17 protein-coding genes are annotated in these 19,279 nt (G+C 62.1%); 3 read left to right on the top strand and 14 right to left on the bottom strand.

What is annotated here, in order from left to right:
* Positions 1-33: 33 nt before the first annotated feature.
* The 4 genes from JQ567_RS09715 to JQ567_RS09700 form a co-directional block, all read right to left on the bottom strand.
* The gene (locus tag JQ567_RS09715; RefSeq protein ID WP_212438606.1) at positions 34-999 is read right to left on the bottom strand and encodes an ABC transporter substrate-binding protein; all 966 of its coding nucleotides are present in this window, start codon (positions 997-999) and stop codon (positions 34-36) included.
* Positions 1,000-1,110: 111 nt separating this feature from the next.
* Entirely contained in the window at positions 1,111-2,574 is a 1,464-nt protein-coding gene (locus tag JQ567_RS09710) for a GH1 family beta-glucosidase (protein ID WP_212438605.1), read from the bottom strand.
* A gap of 38 nt (positions 2,575-2,612) precedes the next feature.
* Positions 2,613-4,364, bottom strand: coding sequence for a glycosyl hydrolase family 17 protein (locus JQ567_RS09705; protein WP_212438604.1), 1,752 nt, complete (start codon positions 4,362-4,364; stop codon positions 2,613-2,615).
* A gap of 399 nt (positions 4,365-4,763) precedes the next feature.
* Positions 4,764-5,366 (bottom strand): trans-aconitate 2-methyltransferase, encoded by a 603-nt coding sequence (locus tag JQ567_RS09700; protein WP_212438603.1) that lies wholly within the window; start codon positions 5,364-5,366, stop codon positions 4,764-4,766.
* A gap of 352 nt (positions 5,367-5,718) precedes the next feature.
* Between JQ567_RS09700 and JQ567_RS09695 the strand changes: the two genes are divergently transcribed.
* The gene (locus tag JQ567_RS09695; RefSeq protein ID WP_212438602.1) at positions 5,719-7,677 is read left to right on the top strand and encodes a hypothetical protein; all 1,959 of its coding nucleotides are present in this window, start codon (positions 5,719-5,721) and stop codon (positions 7,675-7,677) included.
* 3 nt (positions 7,678-7,680) lie between these two features.
* A complete protein-coding gene (locus tag JQ567_RS09690) occupies positions 7,681-9,294 on the top strand; it encodes a hypothetical protein (RefSeq protein ID WP_212438601.1) in 1,614 nt (537 codons plus the stop codon).
* A gap of 24 nt (positions 9,295-9,318) precedes the next feature.
* On the opposite strand, the gene JQ567_RS09685 is transcribed toward JQ567_RS09690, so the two are convergent.
* The 8 genes from JQ567_RS09685 to JQ567_RS09650 form a co-directional block, all read right to left on the bottom strand.
* A complete protein-coding gene (locus JQ567_RS09685) occupies positions 9,319-10,032 on the bottom strand; it encodes an ABC transporter ATP-binding protein (protein ID WP_212438600.1) in 714 nt (237 codons plus the stop codon).
* On the bottom strand, positions 10,025-10,792 hold the full coding sequence (locus JQ567_RS09680) for an ABC transporter ATP-binding protein (protein WP_212438599.1): 768 nt from the start codon (positions 10,790-10,792) through the stop codon (positions 10,025-10,027). Before JQ567_RS09680 ends, JQ567_RS09685 begins: the two co-directional genes overlap by 8 nt.
* Complete coding sequence (locus tag JQ567_RS09675; protein WP_212438598.1) at positions 10,785-11,732, bottom strand: branched-chain amino acid ABC transporter permease; 948 nt, start codon at positions 11,730-11,732, stop codon at positions 10,785-10,787. The genes JQ567_RS09680 and JQ567_RS09675 overlap by 8 nt, the downstream gene beginning before the upstream one ends.
* Entirely contained in the window at positions 11,729-12,643 is a 915-nt protein-coding gene (locus JQ567_RS09670; protein ID WP_212411462.1) for a branched-chain amino acid ABC transporter permease, read from the bottom strand. The genes JQ567_RS09675 and JQ567_RS09670 overlap by 4 nt, the downstream gene beginning before the upstream one ends.
* A gap of 199 nt (positions 12,644-12,842) precedes the next feature.
* Positions 12,843-14,015, bottom strand: a complete 1,173-nt coding sequence (locus JQ567_RS09665) for an ABC transporter substrate-binding protein (protein WP_212438597.1) — start codon at positions 14,013-14,015, stop codon at positions 12,843-12,845.
* Between the two features lie 290 nt (positions 14,016-14,305).
* Entirely contained in the window at positions 14,306-14,959 is a 654-nt protein-coding gene (locus tag JQ567_RS09660; protein ID WP_212438596.1) for a flavin reductase family protein, read from the bottom strand.
* A 15-nt stretch (positions 14,960-14,974) separates the two neighbouring features.
* Complete coding sequence (locus JQ567_RS09655; protein ID WP_212438595.1) at positions 14,975-15,886, bottom strand: fumarylacetoacetate hydrolase family protein; 912 nt, start codon at positions 15,884-15,886, stop codon at positions 14,975-14,977.
* Positions 15,887-15,897: 11 nt separating this feature from the next.
* Positions 15,898-17,025: a cupin domain-containing protein gene (locus JQ567_RS09650; protein WP_212438594.1), complete on the bottom strand. Its 1,128-nt coding sequence runs from the start codon at positions 17,023-17,025 to the stop codon at positions 15,898-15,900.
* 109 nt (positions 17,026-17,134) lie between these two features.
* Between JQ567_RS09650 and JQ567_RS09645 the strand changes: the two genes are divergently transcribed.
* Positions 17,135-17,869 (top strand): GntR family transcriptional regulator, encoded by a 735-nt coding sequence (locus JQ567_RS09645; RefSeq protein ID WP_212438593.1) that lies wholly within the window; start codon positions 17,135-17,137, stop codon positions 17,867-17,869.
* Positions 17,870-17,909: 40 nt separating this feature from the next.
* Here the strand turns inward: JQ567_RS09645 and JQ567_RS09640 are convergent, their stop codons facing one another.
* Both JQ567_RS09640 and JQ567_RS09635 read right to left on the bottom strand, forming a co-directional pair.
* On the bottom strand, positions 17,910-18,800 hold the full coding sequence (locus JQ567_RS09640) for a sigma-70 family RNA polymerase sigma factor (RefSeq protein ID WP_212438592.1): 891 nt from the start codon (positions 18,798-18,800) through the stop codon (positions 17,910-17,912).
* 17 nt (positions 18,801-18,817) lie between these two features.
* Positions 18,818-19,228, bottom strand: coding sequence for a hypothetical protein (locus tag JQ567_RS09635; RefSeq protein ID WP_409363586.1), 411 nt, complete (start codon positions 19,226-19,228; stop codon positions 18,818-18,820).
* Between the last annotated feature and the right edge of the window lie 51 nt (positions 19,229-19,279).

The raw sequence follows: 19,279 nt of genomic DNA, 5'->3' as shown, positions 1-19,279 counted from the left end.
GGACGACAGAAATACAGCTCAAAATTCTCAAACTCATTCGATCACTTCATCGGCCCGGGCAAGCAGACCTGCTGGTACGGTCAAGCCGATCGCCCTTGCGGTCTTGAGATTGATGACAAGCTCGAACTTGACCGCCTGCTCGACAGGAATGTTCGCCGGCTTTTCGCCCCGCAGGACCTTGTGCACGAACGTCGCGGCGCGCTTGAACAGCACCGGCCCGTCCGAACCATAGGACATCAGGCCGCCGGTCTCGGCAAAGCCACGGATAATGGTTGCAGCCGGCAGGCGATGTGCAAGGGCGAGCTCGACCATGCGTTTGGTCGGCAGGCTGGCCTGAAAGACGACCGCGCCGGCCTTTTCCTTCACCGCCGTTGCAAAGGCCGCTTCCAGTTCTTCCGGGCCACGAACCGTGATGACGGGAGCGATTTCGCTTGATGTACCGGCGCCGGCGCGCTGGGCTTGTTCGAGAAAGGATTTTGCAAATACCGGATCGGCGGCATTGGCAATCAGCGCGACCCGCCGTGTCGATGGCAGCATGTCGCGGAACAGCTCGACACATTTGCCATGGGTTTCCGCGCCCATCTGCGATAGGCCGGTGATGTTTGCGCCAGGGTTGGCAAGACTCTGAACCAAACCGGTCCCAAGCGGATCGCCCGACAGAATGACGATCGGGATTTCGCGCGTCGCCTGCTTCGCTGCGAAGGCGCACGGCGTGAAGAGCGCCACGATGACATCGACTTTGAGCCGAACCAGTTCCGCCGCGAGTTCCGGCAGGCGGCTGAGTTGTCCTTCGGCAGAACGAAACTCGATAACGTAATGCTGTCCTTCGATGCGGCCGAGTTCGCGCAAACCTTCACGAAGTTCCTTTCCGAACGAAGGCACATCCGCATTACCGATGACGAGCACGCCGATCCGGCTTGGTTGCGCCTGCTGCGCTCGCACCGCGAACGGCCAAGCCGTCGCGCCGCCGACAAGCGCAATAAAATCCCGCCGCTTCATGTTGATTTCCCAACCCTGATGCCGCTTCGTAGCAGGCGGCCACACTTGACGGTACCATGACGGTCCGCGCAGGGGAAAAGTTTTAGACGGTCCTGTCAATCACCGCCGATATTAAACCACGGCGTTTTGCTTGATGATCTCGCGGTAAAATGACGCACTCAGTTTCGGCGTGCGGCGCTGCGTGTTGAAATCGACGTGGTAGAGGCCGAAGCGTTTCTGGTAGCCGTCCATCCATTCGAAATTGTCGATCAGGCTCCACAGGAAGTACCCGGCCACCGGGACGCCTTCCGACGTCGCTCGCTGCAGATGGAACAGATAGTTGCGCAGATACATGACCCGGTCGGTATCGTAGATGTTGCCGTCCGCGGCCGGCTGATCGGTCGACGACGTCCCGTTCTCGGTGATGTAGATCGACTTCACGCCCCAAATCTTCGCCGCGTGACGCGGCGCCCAATACAGCGCCTCCGGCCCAATCCTCAGCCAGGACGCATCCATATGCGGGAACGATGCCGGAAACGGCACCAGCGTGTAGCCGCGCGCGTTGTCCGCGGCCAGCACGTAATGATCGGGCGTGTAGACATTCAGCCCGACGAAATCGATCGGCGATGAAATGATCCGAAGATCATCGGCGGTGTGTTTCGGGGCGTCGGGCTGCACCAGATAGGCGTCGGTGAATTTTCCCTCGAGGATTGCGGTCAGATAGCCGGCATTGAGCTCGCGCACCGCGATCTCGGCGGCGCGGATATTCGCTTGCGTCTCGATCGCGGGGATGCAGTTGACCATGTTCTCGGCGAGGCCGATTTTGGTTCCGGCCTTGGCGTGTGCCCGGATCGCCTGCACTGAAAGGCCGTGTCCGAGGGCGACGTGGTGACGAACCTGGTTCAGTTCGGCCGCGGACAATTTCAGGCCCGGGGCGTCAAGCCCAAGACCGTGGCCGAGTTGAACGAGCCTCGAACATTCGTTGATCGTGAAAATGTGCTTGACGCGATCGCTCAGGCGCTCGCTGACATAGGCGGAATAATCCGCAAACGCTTTCGCGGTGTCGCGTGACATCCAGCCACCGAAGCGGTCTTGCAGCGCCTGCGGCAAATCCCAATGATACAGCGTGGCAAACGGTTCGATGCCGTTTGCCAGGAGCTCGTCGAGCAGCCGGTTGTAGAAGTCGAGGCCTTTCGGATTGGGTGTGCCCATTCCTTCCGGAAAGACGCGTGGCCACGCGATCGAGAAGCGATAGGTCTTCGTCCCCAGCGCCTTCATTAATTGGACGTCGTCCTTGTACCTGTTGTAGTGGTCATCAGCGACGTCGCCAGTGCTGTGATCGGCAATTTTTCCGGGCGTGTGCGCAAAACGATCCCAGATCGACGGCCCTCGACCGTCCTCGTTGACGGCGCCTTCGATCTGATAGGACGAGGTCGCGGTGCCCCATCTAAAATCAGCCGGAAAGGCCGCGATCAATTTCCGGCCGCCGGAACCGCTTTGCGCATCGGCGGATTTGACCGATCCCGTCGACAGGCCGAGCGCCGCCCATCCTGCGATCTTGCCAAAACGGCGCCGGGAAAATCTGTTCGACCACATGCGTTCGTTCCCGGACCAGAGCCCTGTTCAGCACACAGCTATTTGTCGCATTCGACCTTTGACGTCGCCGCAACGAAGCCGCCGGCGGTAGCCGCCGGCGGTTTTGGCGGCGGCAGGGAAGCGACGGCGATCGGTTGTACGGCGAGTCGTTGTTTGCGGAGCGTCTTCCGGAAGACGAACGGCATGTTCGGGAGCGCGCTCCACACGGCAACGAAACGCGGCGTCCACAGCGCGGCGCCAAACAGGACGAACGCCGCTGCCGTCCACAGCGACTGCCAGTTGTGAACACCCTCATTGAAAAAGAGGAACAGCGCAGCCGCCACGAGCAGGCCGGCAAACACCGCCTCGGCGGTGACGCCGTTGTCTGACTTTCGACGGCAGAGCAGAGCCACCGTCCAGACCGGCACAGCCGCCATGGTCACGCTGGCGAACGGGAAATCCCGCGAACGCGGATCGAACACGAGGCCGAGCGCGACCTCTACTGTGATCAGCGTGGTGCCCATCAGCACAACGCCCAGCACCAGCGCAGGCAATGATGAGGGCCAGCCCTCGCGCGGGCCGAGCAATTCCCGGAAGGACGGCAACGGCCGTCCGGCCATCAACGCGTTGGCGCACAGCAGCGGCAGCGTGATGGCCGCGGTCAGAAGCCATCCCTGGTTCAGCAGACCGGCGGCGCCATAGTTTTCATAAAAGGCCTTTTCGGCGCCCAACCCGAGCAGGATTCCGCCTGTCGTCGCGCACGCCGACACGGCCAGCCACGGCGCCAATCCTGTCGCCGTCGGCCGACGCCAAAGCGTCAACAATGCAACGGCAAAAACACAAATGCCGAAAGCAAGGCCGGCTCCCAGTTGCAGCTTCCAGAACGGATAATTGCTGACGGCCGCTCCGTGCGCATGCTTGATTTGACGGCTATCACCGTCGAGAAGGCCCCAATGGGCGCCGACCGTGCCTTCCCACTGGCGCTTCCAGGACTCGTCGTAGGCCTCGAACAGATTGACACGAATTTTTTCCCGCCCGGCGCGGTCGAGGAGTTCGGAAATGAAATGGGCCTGATTGATGCGGGACGGCAGTGCGACGTCGCGCATGCGTCCTTTGCTTGGCCAGCCGGCTTCGCCGATCAGGATGTTCTTGCCGGGGAAGGCATGTGCGACCTTCCCGTAGATATCGATCACATGTGCGGCGGCGTCTTCGGCGCGGATCGGCACGTCTTCCCAAAACGGCAACATGTGGACCGTCACGAAATCGACGTCGTCGGCCATCTCCCGGTGGCGCAGCCAGAAATCCCAGGAATCGGCGTAGGTCACCGGCGTCGTGATGCGCGCCTTGACCGAGCGGATCACTTCCCGAAGATCGGACACGGTCATTTCGCCCCGCAGCAGCACCTCGCTGCCGGCGACGACCGACGTGACCGTGCCGGGATACGCCTTGGCCAGCGCAACCGCGGTGTCGATGAGATCGGCGTTTTTCGTGCGGTCGCGTCCGAGCCAGATGCCGAGAATGACCTTGAGCCCGACCTTCGACGCCAGCTGAGGCACCTTGTCGAGCCCGTTCTCGACCGAGTAGGTGCGGATGCAGTTCGATATCCCGGCCAACTGGCCGAGATCTTCCGCAATCTGCTCCGGGCTGATGATGATGTCGGAATTCCACGGCGTCTGCCCGCTCCGGAACGGAGCGTAGGACACGCAGTCGAGCTTCTTCGCGGAATCGATCGGCGCATGATCCAGCAGCACCGGCGCCGCCAACCAGTACCAGACCGAAACAATGATGCTCATGGAAAAAAAGAAGAGCATCAGCGGCACGCTCTTGCGGGAAGCGCCAGTCGGCCGGGTCGGCAAACCAGATCGCAACGCGGTGGGAGCATCGAGGGACATCGCGCAGCCCTAGGCTAGATCAGGAGCAAGCGGTGCTCAACATCGTATTGCGGCGCAGTGGTCGCGGCGCCGACAAACGTGAAAACCTGCCGGTCAACAGGAAGGCAATTGAATACATTGTTAGACATACTTTGGCCTGATGGAGGTCACGGTCCGGCTTGAGGTTTAATGGCACGCGGCGCGGCCCCGAGAGAACACGCCAGTTTGACGAAAAAAAGAGTATACCAGCGTTCGTCATCTTCCAACAATCCCGGGCCCACCTAGCATGCCCGTGATCGTTCTGGCTGACCTGCACGCAGCGTGGGCCAGCCGACCGCGCTAGGTGAGTTGGGCCAGCCAGACCGTATGACCGCCGCAGTCCGGATCTTCGACGACATGCGCCACCACATCGAAACCATTCGCGCAGAGCAGCGCGCGGTATTCGGCGGCGTCCAGGCTGGCATGATAGAGCGGCTCGCCCCTGTAGCTCCCGATCGCTTCGCCATGCGCCGGACCGCTCGTGAACATCAATGCCGCGCGCGGCGCAGCATGCTGCCGGAAGATAGCAAACATCCGGCGCTGGTCATCGGGACAGAGGTGGAAGAAACTGTCCCACGCCAGCAAACCGTCGAAGCGCCGCGCGAGGGCGAGCGTGCGCATGTCGGCGACGTGCCACGCAAGATCCGGAAAAGATACCGTGCACAGGGCAATCATTTCCGGTGACGAATCCACACCGGTGACATGACATCCCTGCTGGGTGAGGTAACGGGCGATCGGCTCACCTGAACCGCAGCCGATGTCGAGCACGGCAGCTCCGGCCGGCAGCAGCGCGCGAAACCGGTCGAGCCACGCGCGCTCCATCAGCCGGTTGCCGCGGTCCTGCGCCCAGGCGTTCGCATGCCGTTGATACAGTCCGATGATACGGTCGGCGTCGGGGTTCATGGAGACGTGACCCAGGGCGAGCGATTAACAGCATACTCCGTCATTGCCTGCGACAAATACCCAGCGTTTGCGCAAGGGCGCCAGCGAAGAAGCAATTCATCTTGCTTACGCAATCAGCCCTCATTATCGCGCTTGACGGCGTCGCCTCAAGCATTACCCGAGTACAATCTTGACGAGTATCGATACAAATTCTATACTCCGGGTGACAACAGGCCAACGCAGCGAGCTAACGCAACGACAAGCTTGAACCCAAGGGACGGCGGCCGTGCAAGACTATCCTCGCCCTAACACGCGGCGCTTGCGAATATTCTCGTTCGATCCGGCACTCGCTGCGCGCTACGATCTCGCTGGAATGAGCGGCATCACGATCGAAATCCCGTGGGAAGACAATTTGGAGAAGGGGCCGGTCGGCGAATACATTGAGGTGATCGATATCGATCCAGGCGGCGGTGTCGCCTATACGCCCGTCGACCTCAACGCGCCCGCGCTGCTCGCGACCGACGGACTTCAACCATCGGAATCCGACCCCCGCTTCCATCAACAGATGTGTTACGCGGTCGCGATGAAGACGATCGAACATTTCGAACGCGCTCTGGGACGAAAAGCACTCTGGTCTCCGCGCGCGCACACCGTGGCAAACAGCGACTACGCGGAAAACTACGTGCCCCGCCTGCGCATCTACCCGCACGCGCTACGCCAGCAGAATGCCTTCTACAGTCCGCAAAAGAAGGCACTGCTGTTCGGATATTTCTCGACTAAAGCAAAAGACAAGAAGAATACCCCGGGCACGACGGTATTCACCTGTCTTTCGCATGACATCATCGCTCACGAGACGACGCATGCCCTGCTCGACGGCGTGCACCCGCGCTTTAGCGAGCCGGTTAACGAGGACGTGCTGGCCTTTCACGAGGCTTTCGCGGACATCGTGGCGCTGTTCCAGCATTTTTCCTACCCGGGCGTATTGCGCGACCAGATTGCACGTACACGCGGCGACCTCGTCCGCCAAAGCGTACTGGGCCAGCTCGCGCAGCAGTTTGCCTTGGCGTCGGGGCGCGGCGATGCGCTGCGCAGCTATCTCGGTAAGGAAGTGAAGGGTGTCTGGGAACCGATAAGGCCCGATCCGACAATGCTTGACGAAACGTCGGAGCCACATGATCGCGGCGCCATCCTGGTTGCGGCTGTCTTCGGCGCTTTCACCAGGGTCTACCAGGCGCGGACTCGGGATCTGTTCCGGATCGCCACCGAAGGCACCGGGGTTCTGCGCGAGGGCGACATCCATCCCGATCTCGTCAACCGCCTCGCCGACGAAGCTCAGTCTTGCGCGGACCGGGCCTTGCAGATGTGCATTCGTGCCATCGATTATTGCCCGCCTGTCGGGATTACGTTCGGCGGCTATTTGCGCGCGATCGTGACGGCCGACCACGACATGAATCCGGTAGACCGCGAGCACTGGCGACTGGCCTTCATCGAAAGCTTCCGCGAATGGGGAATATCGCCGCGCGGCGCCCGCTCGATGGCAGAGGACAGCCTGCTCTGGCCGACCGAGACGGAGCTAGTGAAGGAACGCGTCAAGGTTTCCAAGGGCGACTTCATCGCGGAAGAGACGCTCAGCCGGAATGCGATGAAGAAAATGTTCAGTCAGGCAGCGCCGAGCAGCGACGATCCAGCCTATCAACGGAAGGCATTGCGCGCGGCCCCCGAGCAATCAATGGCACCCTCATCCGGCATTTTGACTCCGGCCGGCTTGCAGATGCCGCGTTTCGATATATGGGTCGATGCCGACAGGCAGGCGGCCACATTCCATTCCTGGCTGCTGGACGAAGACTACAGATGGATGACCGATGCGCTTGGCCTGGTGGTTCAGGTCTATAATCTGCCCAAGACCATCTCCGCGCGCCAACGCAATCCGAACCAGGCCAATGTCGAGATCCATGCCGTGCGCACCGCCATGAAACGCGGACCGCTCGGCTGGCCCGAGCAGCACATGGTCGTCGCGGTAACGCAATGGCGCGCCGGTTTCTTCGACAAGAAGAAGCAGAAGGACCAGGATGCGACGCCAGACGCGTGGGCCGATGCCGAGCGAGATTTCAAATACCGCGCCGGCTGCACCCTCCTGATTGATCCGGCAGGAACGCAGATTCGGCGCGTGATCCGCACGCCGGGCACCGTGGACAACGAGGACGAGCTCGACCGCATGCGGCACTACCTGCTCAACGGGCTGTCCCCGCCCAACGCCTTTGCGCCCACCGCGGCCCGGTTTAGCGCGAGCGCCGAACCGTTCGCGCTCCTTCATTCGCACGCCGGGGACTGAATCATGGCCAGGAAAACAACGGCCAAGAAAGCTGCAGCCAAGAAAGCGTCCAAGAAGGCCAAGAAGGTCGCAAGCAAGAAAAAAGCAAAACAGCCGGCGCCTGATGCGCCCGCGACCGCTGCCGTCAATTCGATGCTCAAGCCACCGCCCGGCGGCGCCGCGGTTCGCATGTACCGCATTGGTCACGGGGATTGCTTCCTGATCGCGTTCGCCGGCGATAACCCGGACAAGCCGGCATATGTGCTGATCGATTGCGGCTACAAGCCGGGGTCACCCGCTAAACTCAAGCCGCCGACGAAGGTAGCGGATATCGGCGCGAACATCCTCGAAACCACCGGCGGCTTCGTCGATGTCGCGATCGTCACGCACGAACATCAGGATCACGTCAATGGGCTCACATCGACCAACTTTCCCGACCTCAAGGTCGGCAAGGTCTGGTTCGCATGGACCGAAAACCCGGACGACGATATCGCGAATCAATTGCGGAAGAAGTTCAAGGACCGGCTGCTCGGACTGATCGATGAGCGCGCCAATCTCATGGGGCTTGGAAACAACGACGCGGCAGGCACCCTCGACTGGTACCTGGAATTCGAACTGGGAGAGGAGGCCGAGAACTACAACGGTTTGGCGCATGCCGCCGCTGGCGGAAAGGACCCCGCCAAGTCGGCGAACAAGGTCGCGATGAAATACCTGCGCGAATGCGCGCCGGGAGATCCGGAATATCTCTATCCCCATGAGAAAATCCGCCCGATTCCCGGCGCGAACGGCGCGCGGGCCTTTGTGCTTGGTCCGCCGCGCGACATCAACAAGATCGACGACCTCGACCCAATTGGGGACGAGAACTTCGGCCATGAAATGGCCGCAGCTGGTGCGGGAGGCGCGCCAGCCGGTCCAACAACGTCGCCGTTCCCGCGCCGCCACGCGCTTCCGCTCGACCAGGCGTTCACGGACGACAAGTTCGGTGAATTTTTTGAATCCCGCTACGGGAGCAGTCCGGTCCCGGAACCCGGTGACGGCAAGGAAATCTCGTCCAACGCGGTTTGGCGCCGGATGACGGCGGATGACGCGATGGATGCCGGCGCGCTGGCGCTCGCCATGAACAATGCCACCAACAATGCGAGCCTCGTGCTTGCGTTCGAACTGTCGAAGAACGGCAAAGTGCTGCTGTTTGTCGGAGACGCTCAAGCGGGAAACTGGCGATCCTGGACCGACGGCGAATTCGACGATGGCGGAAAGAAGGTTACGGCGACCGACCTGCTCGAGCGCACCGTGCTCTACAAGGTCGGGCACCACGGCAGCCACAACGCAACGCTAAAGGGAAAACTCGGGTCGGGTCGGGCCAATCTTGCCGTGATGGCGAAGGGCGATAGCACAACCGAATTTGTCGCGATGATTACCGCGGTCGAGGCGTGGGCGCACCAAAAGCCCAAGCCCGACTGGAATCACCCACTGCCCGCCATCAAGCAGGCGTTGGTCGAAAAGGCCGGCGGTCGCGTTCTGCAAACGGACTCGAACCTGCCGACCGGCCCGGTCGGCGCCGGGGCGGCCGGTTGGCAAGAGTTTATCAGCCGGGTTACCGAAACACCGCTGTACTTTGATCTGATCATTGAAGCTTGAGGGCGTTCGCGCGCGGACTCCCGCTCAAATCCCCAGATACCGGTGCTGCAAATCCGGCTCGGCGATCAACTGCTCGGACGTGCCGCTCCACACCGTGCGTCCCCGCTCGATGATGTAATGACGGTCGGCGATGCGGGAGAGGTTGGCGACGTTCTTGTCGATCACCAGCACCGACTGCCCACGGCCCTTGAGCATCGACAGGCAGCTCCAGATTTCCTCGCGGATCAGGGGCGCCAGGCCTTCGGTGGCTTCGTCGAGGATCAAGAGCTTCGGATTGGTCATCAGCGCGCGGCCGATCGCGAGCATTTGCTGCTCGCCGCCGGACAGCGTCACGCCCATATTGCCGCCGCGCTCGGCGAGGCGCGGAAACAGCGCGTGGATTTTCTCGATGGTCCAGGGATCGGAGTTGCCGGCGCGATTGCCGGCGGCCGCGACCAGGTTTTCGTACACGGTGAGATTCGGAAAGATCTGGCGGCCTTCCGGCACCAGGCCGATGCCGAGTTTTGCAATCTTGTACGACGGCAGGCTGCGAACCTCCTGCCCGCCGAAACGGATGGTGCCGGCACGCGCCGCCGTCATCCCCATGATCGAGCGGATGGTCGTGGTCTTGCCCATGCCGTTGCGGCCCATCAGGGCGACCATTTCGCCTGACCGGACCGACAGCGAGAGGCCGAACAGCACCTGGCTGAGGCCATAGCAGGTTTCGATACCGTCGACTTCCAGAAGGGTTTCAGCCATGAGCGACCACCACGTGCTGATCGCCGAGATAGGCGCGCTTGACTTCGTCGTTGTGGCGGATCGCATCGGGATCGCCCGACGCGATGACGCGGCCGTAGACGAGGACGGTGATGCGGTCGGCGAGCGCGAACACCGCCTCCATGTCATGCTCGACCAGCACGATGGTGACTTCCTTGCGCAGTTCCTTCAGCAGCGCCACCATGCGCGCCGACTCGGTGACGCCGAGCCCCGCCATCGGCTCGTCGAGCAGCAGCAGTTGCGGCTTTGTGGCCAGCGCGACGGCAAGCTCGAGTTCGCGTTGTTCGCCGTGGCTGAGTTCGGACACCGGCACGTCGGCGCGCGCCCCGAGCCCGACCCGCGTCAGCGCGGCCTGCGCCGCGTCGCGCAGCGGTTTTTCCTTGCGCGCGTTGCCCCAGAACCGGAACGAGTGCCCGTCATGGGCTTGCGCCGCGAGCGCGACATTGTCGGCCGCGGTAAAATTCGGCAGCAGCGAAGTGATCTGGAACGAGCGCGCCAGCCCGAGCCGGCTGCGCTTATAGGACGGCAGGGCGGTGACGTCGCGGCCGCCGAAAACAATGGTGCCTGAGTTCGGCGTCAACTGACCGGTCAGCTGGCTGATCAGCGTGGTCTTGCCGGCGCCGTTGGGGCCGATGATGGCATGCAACTCGCCAGGGATGACGTCGAGCGACAGGTTGTCGGTGGCAAGGATGCCGCCGAACCGCCGCACCAGATTTTCAACGCGGAGCAAGGGATCAGCCACGGCTAAACCTCCCGAGCAGACCCATGATGCCGCCGCGCGCGAACAGCACGATCAGCAGCAGCAGCGGCCCCATGATCAGCGCCCAGTATTCGGTGAATTGCGACAGCAGTTCTTCCAGCAGCAGAAAGAAGATCGTGCCGATCACCGGACCAAACAGCGAGCCCATGCCGCCGAACACCACCATCACCATGAGCTCGCCGGAGCGGGTCCAGTACATTCCGGCCGGGCTGATGAAGTCGGTATTGTTCGCCAGCAGCGCACCGGCCAGGCCGCAGATGGTGCCGGAGATGACGAAACAGACCAGCCGGTAGCGGTTGGCGTGGAAGCCGATCGCCTGCATGCGCTGCTCGTTGGAACGCACGCCCTGCACCACCAGGCCGAAGCGCGAATTGATGATCCGCCAGATCAGGTAGATGCCGCCGAACAGGCAAGCCAGACAGAGATAATAAAACTGGACGCGGTTCGACAGGTCGATCAGGCCACCGAAAGTGCTGCGCTTGTAGATGGTCAGGCCATCGTCGCCGCCGTAACGCGACATGCCCGAGGCGATGTAATAGGCCATTTGCGCAAAGGCCAGCGTGATCATGATGAAATAGACGCCGCGCGTGCGCAGGCTGAGCGCGCCGATCACGAGCGCGTAGAGCGCCGACACTGCAAGCGCCACCGGCCACTGGATGAAGCCTGAGCCGACGCCTTCAAAGGCGAGGATGCCGACCGCATAACCGCCGATGCCGAGATAGGCGGCATGGCCGAAGCTCATCATGCCGCCATAGCCCATGATGAGATTGAGGCTGGCCGCGGCCAGCGCGAAGATGATGATGCGGGTGAACAGCGTCAGGATGAAGATGTTGCCGGTGAGCTGCGAATAGAGCGGCAGCACGACCAGTCCGGCGGCGACCAGCGCCACGACGACGTTGCTCGTATTGATTTGTGATTTCATCGTTTGGCGGCCGGAAACAGCCCCTCCGGCCGCACCACCAACACGATCGCCATCAAGAGATAGATCAGCATCGACGACAGCGCGGGTGCGGCGGTGGAGGCGGCGGCGGAACTCAGCACCATGCGCAAGAGATCAGGCAGGAAGGCACGACCAAGCGTATCGATCATGCCGACGAAGATCGCGGCCAGGAACGCGCCGCGGATCGAGCCGATGCCGCCGATGACGATGATGACGAAGGCGAGGATGAGGATGTTCTCACCCATGCCGATCTGCACGGTGAGGATCGGCGCCTGCATCAGTCCGGCAAGACCGGCGAGCGCCGCACCAAGCCCGAACACCAGCGTGAACAGCAGTTTGATGTTGATGCCGAGCGCGCCGATCATTTCGCGGTTGGAGGCGCCGGCGCGGATCAGCATGCCGATCCGGGTCCGCATCACAACGACGTAAAGCAGCGCGGCGACCGCGAGCGCGACGATGATGATCGACAGCCGGTAGGCCGGATAGTACACGCCGGGGATGATCTGGACCGGCACGGTCAGCCAGGCCGGCAGCGGCAGCGCGAGGCCGGCCGGGCCCCAGATCAGCCGCACCGCGTCATTGAAAAACAAGATCAGGCCGAACGTCGCCAGCACCTGGTCGAGGTGGTCGCGGCCGTAGAGATGCCGGAGCGCGACGAATTCCAGCACGATCCCGAGCAGCAGCGTGGCGCCGAGCGCCAGCAACACGCCGAGGATGAAGCTTCCGGTCCATGCGGTAAAGGTCGCTGCGAAATAGGCGCCCATCATGTAAAGCGAGCCGTGCGCCAGATTGACGAAATCCATGATGCCGAACACCAGCGTCAGCCCGGCCGCGAGCAGGAACAGCAGCAGGCCGAACTGCAACCCGTTCAGCGATTGTTCGACAAGAACCAACTTAGCGCCCTCTCCATGATACCGGCGTCAACGCCACGCGTTGGTCGCGATCATGCCCCTCAACTCGAAACAAAACAGCGGCAGCGCGTTTGCGCCGCCGCCATTTTCTTATTGGATGCATGATCCTTGCCAAGTTTCTTGCCAAGATTCTCGCCAAGTCGTCAATTTCTGGCGGACCATGCGTCGGTAGAACAAGTGATCACTTCATCGGGCATTTATCGTGGAAGCCATCCTGGCTGTCCTTGACGATGGTGGCCACCGTCTTCAGCGCGAGCTGACCATCGGCATCCTTGACCACGTCCTGCAGATAGAAGTTCTGGATCGGAATGTGGTTTTTGCCGTATTTGAACGGGCCGCGCACCGACTTGAAGTTGGCTTTCTCCATCTCGGCCTTCATCGCGTCCTTCTTGGTGACGTCGCCCTTGACCGCAACCACCGCGCTGTTGATCAGCTGCGCGGCATCATAGGATTGCGCGCCATAGAAGGTCGGGCGCAGGTTCGGATATTTCTTGCGGTAGTCCTCGACGAACTTCTTGTTCTCGGGGTTCGGCAGGTCGTTGACCCACTGCTGCGCACCGGGAACGCCGAGCGCGTTGTCCTTCTGCAGCGGCAGCGACAATTCGTCGATGGTGAACGCCGTATAGAGCGGGATCTGCGCCTTGATGCCGGCCTGCGCATACTGGTTGAGGAACTGCACGCCGGCAGCGCCCGGATAGAACACGAAGATCGACTCGGCCTTGGAGTTCTTGGCCTTGGTGAGTTCGGCGGAGAAGTCGAGCTGGCTCGGCCACACCGTGTATTCCTCACCGACCACCTGGCCCTTGAACGTGCTCTTGACGCCGGCCAGCATGTCCTTGCCGGCGGCATAGTTCGGGCCGATCAGGAACACCGACTTGACGCCCTTCTGGTTCATGTAAGTGCCCATCGCCTGCGGCGTCTGGTCGTTCTGCCAGGAGGTCGAGAACACGTAAGGCGAGCACAATTCGCCGGCGAGCTGCGAGGGACCGGCATTGGCCGAGATCAGGAAGGTTTTGGAATCGACTGCGGTCTTCAGCGAGGCCAGCAGCACGTTCGACCAGATATAGCCGACGATGAAATCGACCTTGTCGGACTGAATCAGCTTTTCGGTCTTCTGCTTGCCGACATCCGGCTTCTGGCCGTCGTCCTCATAGATCACCTCGACCGGCTTGCCGTCCATCTTGCGGCCCAGATGGTCGAGCGCCAGTTCGAACGAGTTGCGCATGTCGTTGCCGATCGCGGCCGTGGGGCCGCTGAAGGTCGAGACGAAACCGATTTTGATGCTGTCAGCCGCAAGCGCGGGCTGCGCCAGCGCCAGAGCCATTGCGCCCGCCAGCCAGAATGTCTTTTTCATATTCACTCCCCTCCTCATTATCTATTTTGTTCCGCCAGCCAGTGCGGCTGCCGTCTCGAGGCCTGCGCCTTCGTCAATCCCGGTAAGCCCGGATATTTTGTGCGCGAAATCTCCGGCCCTCAGCAAGCACGAACCGAAAGCTCCGATTAGAACCTTCGGCCCATACCCCAGCGGCCTGCACCATAATTCGCAGACGGCGCCGAAGGCAAGAACTATAGTTCCGGTTGCCGGGGCAACAAATGTCGCAGGTGCGGCCGCAGCACAATCGGAGACAGCGCGCGCCATCATGTTCATGGCGCCTGATCCGGTTGGGGCGCGGCGTTTCGCCGCCACTCCGCCCAGCTCGGCCGGTCGAGTTGGAACAGATCGGTGCAGCGGGCATACCAGCCGCTGCCATGCATGCGGCCGATCAACTGCAGGGCGCGCGTGTCGATATGGCAGCGCTCCCTGTCCTGAACCGCCGCACCATCAACGTGCGCGCACAGGATGCGGCCGATCACCGCGGTCTGGCGCGGTCCGGTCACCATCGAACTCAGCACCCGGCACTCGAAGGAAACCGGGGACTCCGCGATGCGCGGCGGCCGTATCGCATGTGACGCGGCGGCGGTGAGGCCCGCCAGCGCGAGTTCGTCGATATCAGGGGGCGCATCGATACAGGTGACGTTCATGGCCGCGGCATTCTGTTCGGAAACCAGGTTCACCGCGAACTCTCCGGTCGCAAGGATATTCGTCGCGGTATCCTTGAAGCGCCCCGGTCCGGCGAGCAGCCCGATCGCAAGCGTCGGCGGCTCGTGCCCCAACACGTTGAAGAAGCTGTAGGGAGCCGCGTTGATGACACCGTCTTCGGAAAGCGTCGTCACCCAGGCGATCGGCCGCGGCGTTACCGTCGCCGTCAGTATCTTGTAGCGTTGTTGAGCCTCCAGCGTCTCCATGTCGAACAACATCGCCGGCCCCCGCGCTCAGACCGCCACGACCGGATGACGCAGCCGGCCGATGCCGGCCACTTCCGCCTCCACGACATCGCCAGGCCACAGCCATTCCTGCGGCGTTCGCCCCGCGCCCACGCCATCGGGTGTGCCGGTCGCGATGATGTCGCCCGGCTCGAGCGTAATCGCGGCCGAAATGTCCGATATCAGCAGCGGCACCTTGAACAGCATGTGGCGCGTGTTGGAGCGCTGCTTTTCAACGCCGTTCACCGTGAGCCAGAGATCGAGCGCGTGCGGATCGCCGATCTCATCTGATGTCACGATGCACGGACCGAACGGCGCGTAGGTGTCCTGGCCCTTGGAGTAGATCCACTGCCCGGCGCGGCGATTGTCGCGCGCACTGACGTCGATCATCACGCTGTAGCCGAAAACGAAATCGAGCGCCTGCGCTTCGCTTACCCGGCGCGCGGTTCGCCCCATCACAACGGCGAGTTCGACTTCCCAATCGAGCTGCTGCGTGATGGTCCTGTTGTGTTCGATGGCCTCATTGGGCCCGATCACGCTGGTCGGAGGCTTTGAGAAGATGATCGGCTGCTTCGGCAATTCCTTCGCCGTGTCGAGGGCGCGCGACGATTCCGCGACGTGCTCGACGTAGTTCAGCCCGATCCCGAAAATGTTCTTGCGCGGCCGCGGGATCGGCGCCAGCAGCCTGACATTGGCAAGCGGCCGCGCCGTACCGACCGGCCAATGGCCTTCGTGCTCGCTCAGGATCTTCTTCAGCGCCATCGTCGCCGGCGGCCCGAGATCGATGAGATCGAGCATCGAGGACGGAAGCGCGACGCCTGCATGCGCGCCGATCCGCTCGACGTCCACAACCAGGTCATCGACGATGGCACCGAGGCGGGCCGCCGCCTCGACATTGGCGCGGTAGGTCACAAGACGCATGGTTGGCTTCCCTAGGATGTCAGCGGCTGCCGGCCTTGATTGTCGCCATAGGCTTCCTCGCGATACAGGCCGAGGGCCTGCATCACAGGCAGATCGTTGAAGGTGAACAGGCAGGCGTCGTCGCTATCCGATCCGTTGACATGCTCATGCCAGGACCAGGACGGAACACAGAAGATGTCGCGCTCCTTCCAGTCGAAGCGCTTGCCGTCGATGATCGAGTGACCGCTTCCCTTTGCGACTTGGTAGATGAAACTGCCGGTGTGACGATGAGCCTTTGTGGCCTCGCCGGGCCGCAGCATCTGCATCGACGCCCCGATCGTCTGCATCACAGGACCGCCGGTGACGGGATTGACGTAGTTCATCAGCACGCCGTCATAGAGCGAGCCTTCCGAGGCCTTGCCGTAGCGTTGCAGCGCCTCGTAGGTTGGGCCCCACTCGTATTTCAGCAGCGGTGAATATCCGCGCGTCCATTCGGCGCCCGCGGGACGCAGGCCCGGATTGCCCCAGGCGTGGCTCATGTCGTCGACGGGATAACCGACTTCCTGCTGCATCTTCGGATGCACCGCGTAGAAATTGGCTTCGAGCGTGTTCACGAGCGGGATGTCGAGACCATCCTGCCAGATGCACGGCGTGCCATCGCTGGAAACACCATGCTCGTGCCACGTGCCGTTAGGCGTCAGCACGAAATCATTGGCGCCGAGCGTGAGCTTGTGACCATCGACGATGGTGTAGGCGCCCTCGCCTTCCATGATGAAGCGCAGCGCAGAGGCTGAGTGCGCATGGGCAGAGGCAACCTCTCCGGGGTGCATCACCTGCAGGCCGGAATACAGCCAGCCGACGGCGGCAGCGTGGTCGCGACGTCCGGGATTGTTCAGATAGATGACACGCCGGCCGGCCTTTTCGGGAGACACCAGCTCGACGGACCGCAGCACATGCCGGCGCAGATCCTCATAGCGCCAAAGCACAGGGACGGATGACGACTTGGGCTGCCAGGGCTCGATCTTGTTGGCGACCGTCCACAGCGCACCCGCATCCAGATTTTCCAGCTCGTCGTAATAGGCGAGCAGTTCCGGGGTGTCCTCGACATTGGCGCGCCCGGCGACGTCTTCCCGGTGGTTTTCGCGGCGTCCTGTTGCCATTTCGCTCTCCCTGGGTTGCCAATCATATAAAATGAGATATATCTTCGAAGCAATAGCAAATTTTCGAAAGAAATCGAATCCGCGAATGGTGACCGCGAAAGCAGCAAAAATGGCAGTTGTGGCAGGCGACCGCCGGATCGTCAGCGAAGGAACTGGCGAGCCCGGAACATTGAGCGAGGTGGCCTATCAGCGTCTGCGCACCGATATCGTCTCCGGTGTGCTCGGCGCGGGCAAGCCGCTGCGGCTCGAAGCGCTGAAGCAGCGCTATGGCCTGAGCTTTTCGCCGCTGCGCGAGGCGTTGATGCGGCTGCAGTCCGAGCGTCTGGTGTTCTCGACGGCGCTACGCGGCTTTTCCGTCGCGCCGCTGTCGCGCGAGGAAATGAAGGACGCGACGGAAACCCGCATCCTGATCGAATCCGAAGCGCTGCGCCGATCGATGCAGGGCGGCGACGATGATTGGGAAGCCGGCATCGTGGCCGCCTTCCATGCGCTCAGCCTGCAGGCCGAACGGCAATCGCGCCTCTCCGGCGAAGTGGACGCCGTCGACATGCACGCGATGGACGAGCGGCACTATCAATTCCATCGGGCGCTGATCGCCCATTGCGGGTCGCCGCGGCTGCTCGACCTGGCCGACCAGCTCTATGTCGAAACCCAGCGCTACCGGCTGCCGTGCCTGGTCGGCCGGGTGGCGGGAACGCAGGCGCGCGACGTTGCCGCCGAACATCAGCAAATCATGGACGCCACGCTCCGCCGCAGCGAAGACGCCGTGCGTTACCTGGCCGAGCATTACCGGCGAACCGCCGCGATCATCGAAGCGTCGACCGTGTGGCCGTCGTCCGCGTAACGATCATCCCTTTGCGCTGGTCCAGGACGCGCGCAGTTGTTCAAACCAGATATTCCGCGCCATCGATGATGTAGGGCGCGTGGCGGAAATCCCTGATGGTGGCGACCTTGTCGGCCGACCAGTTCAGCAGCATGAAATATTTCGGTTTTGAATTGGGCTCGTTCGGATCGAACACCAGAACCGCCGGTTGCCCCTCCACCAGGCCAGGCACCAGATGCCAGTCGCTGACTTTGGAATAATTGCCGAAGTAACGCGACACTTCGGCCTTGCCGGTCATGCGGGTCTTGCTGACGAGATCGAGCCGCACGTCATCGGCAATCATGGCGCGGATGGCGTTGAAATCCCGCGCATTGAAATGGGCTACATAGGCGCCGAGCCGCTTGCGATCGGCGTCGGACAATTTCGGCTGCGGCGCGTCGTCAGGCTCGTCGGCATATTTTCGGAGCTGCGCGCGGCCACGAACCAGCGCGGCCTTGGCGGCGGCAAGGCTCACATCCATGATCGCGCAGATTTCCGCCAAGGAGCAGCCGAGGACGTCCATCAGGATGACGCTCGATCGTTGCGTCACACTGAGGCGCATGAAGGTGCGCAGGCTGGCGCTGGCGATCTGGCGGCTCAACACGGCATCGAGCTGGTCGGCCATCATGTCCACCTCCGCAACCGAATGAAGCGCCTCCTGGCGCTTGCGCCTACGCAAAAAGTCCAGCGCGGTGTTGTGCGCGATCCGGAACAGCCAACCCTCGGGGTTGCCGATCGGCCCAGCGGCTGACAAGGCTTCCACCGCCTTGATCAGCGCGTCCTGCAGCACGTCCTCGCCGTCGATCACCGAACCCACCATGCGCGCGCAATAGCGATGCAGTTTTGGCCGCAGCGCGACCAAAAGCGCATCGATATCCGTCACGGCTGGCGAAGCTTCCGGTATCTCTGTCATTCTCGCTTCCGAAGACCTCACGCCTCGCCCAGCATCCGATAATTGCCGACGATGGTAACGGCGCGCGCCAGCGGCGGTTCAGCACAACGCTCCCGAATACCACTCTGGAAGGCGGCAAACGATGCCAGTTTGGGCAACGCGCTGGCGCCGTCGTCGGCCGTGGTCTCGACGAAATGGATGAACGTATCGTCTTCCAGCCGCAGCGAGAGATAACGGGTGCCCTCCGGCTGCGACGCCTTCAATTCGGCAAACACCGCCGCGACCAGTTCGGCGTTCTTCTCAGTCATTTCAGGTTTTGTTTTATACCTGATCAGGGTCCGTTTCATGTGCTTCTCCTTGGCTTGGGTGCTGCGGAACGTGGCAGCTCGACTCAAGGACGTCTGGCGGTGGGCAAAGGATGCAGGCTTGAAAAGAATATTTTCAGCCATGGGTTTCACCCCTCACGATGCGCTTTCGCTATCGGTCGATTAGCAAACACG

The organism is Bradyrhizobium sp. AUGA SZCCT0431 (assembly GCF_018131065.1).
Taxonomy (GTDB): domain Bacteria; phylum Pseudomonadota; class Alphaproteobacteria; order Rhizobiales; family Xanthobacteraceae; genus Bradyrhizobium.
This window is presented reverse-complemented; position numbering and strand designations above follow the sequence as displayed.

Excerpts from the sequence above, each read along its gene's own strand:
- JQ567_RS09715 (WP_212438606.1), bottom strand. The coding sequence starts at position 999 with ATGAAGCGGCGGGATTTTATTGCGCTTGTCGGCGGCGCGACGGCTTGG.
- JQ567_RS09695 (WP_212438602.1), top strand. The coding sequence starts at position 5,719 with ATGAGCGGCATCACGATCGAAATCCCGTGGGAAGACAATTTGGAGAAG.
- JQ567_RS09675 (WP_212438598.1), bottom strand. The coding sequence starts at position 11,732 with ATGAAATCACAAATCAATACGAGCAACGTCGTCGTGGCGCTGGTCGCC.
- JQ567_RS09640 (WP_212438592.1), bottom strand. The coding sequence starts at position 18,800 with ATGACAGAGATACCGGAAGCTTCGCCAGCCGTGACGGATATCGATGCG.
- JQ567_RS09710 (WP_212438605.1), bottom strand. The coding sequence starts at position 2,574 with ATGTGGTCGAACAGATTTTCCCGGCGCCGTTTTGGCAAGATCGCAGGA.
- JQ567_RS09645 (WP_212438593.1), top strand. The coding sequence starts at position 17,135 with ATGGCAGTTGTGGCAGGCGACCGCCGGATCGTCAGCGAAGGAACTGGC.
- JQ567_RS09660 (WP_212438596.1), bottom strand. The coding sequence starts at position 14,959 with ATGTTGTTCGACATGGAGACGCTGGAGGCTCAACAACGCTACAAGATA.
- JQ567_RS09685 (WP_212438600.1), bottom strand. The coding sequence starts at position 10,032 with ATGGCTGAAACCCTTCTGGAAGTCGACGGTATCGAAACCTGCTATGGC.
- JQ567_RS09665 (WP_212438597.1), bottom strand. The coding sequence starts at position 14,015 with ATGAAAAAGACATTCTGGCTGGCGGGCGCAATGGCTCTGGCGCTGGCG.
- JQ567_RS09655 (WP_212438595.1), bottom strand. The coding sequence starts at position 15,886 with ATGCGTCTTGTGACCTACCGCGCCAATGTCGAGGCGGCGGCCCGCCTC.
- JQ567_RS09705 (WP_212438604.1), bottom strand. The coding sequence starts at position 4,364 with ATGCTCTTCTTTTTTTCCATGAGCATCATTGTTTCGGTCTGGTACTGG.
- JQ567_RS09700 (WP_212438603.1), bottom strand. The coding sequence starts at position 5,366 with ATGAACCCCGACGCCGACCGTATCATCGGACTGTATCAACGGCATGCG.
- JQ567_RS09690 (WP_212438601.1), top strand. The coding sequence starts at position 7,681 with ATGGCCAGGAAAACAACGGCCAAGAAAGCTGCAGCCAAGAAAGCGTCC.
- JQ567_RS09635 (WP_409363586.1), bottom strand. The coding sequence starts at position 19,228 with ATGGCTGAAAATATTCTTTTCAAGCCTGCATCCTTTGCCCACCGCCAG.
- JQ567_RS09650 (WP_212438594.1), bottom strand. The coding sequence starts at position 17,025 with ATGGCAACAGGACGCCGCGAAAACCACCGGGAAGACGTCGCCGGGCGC.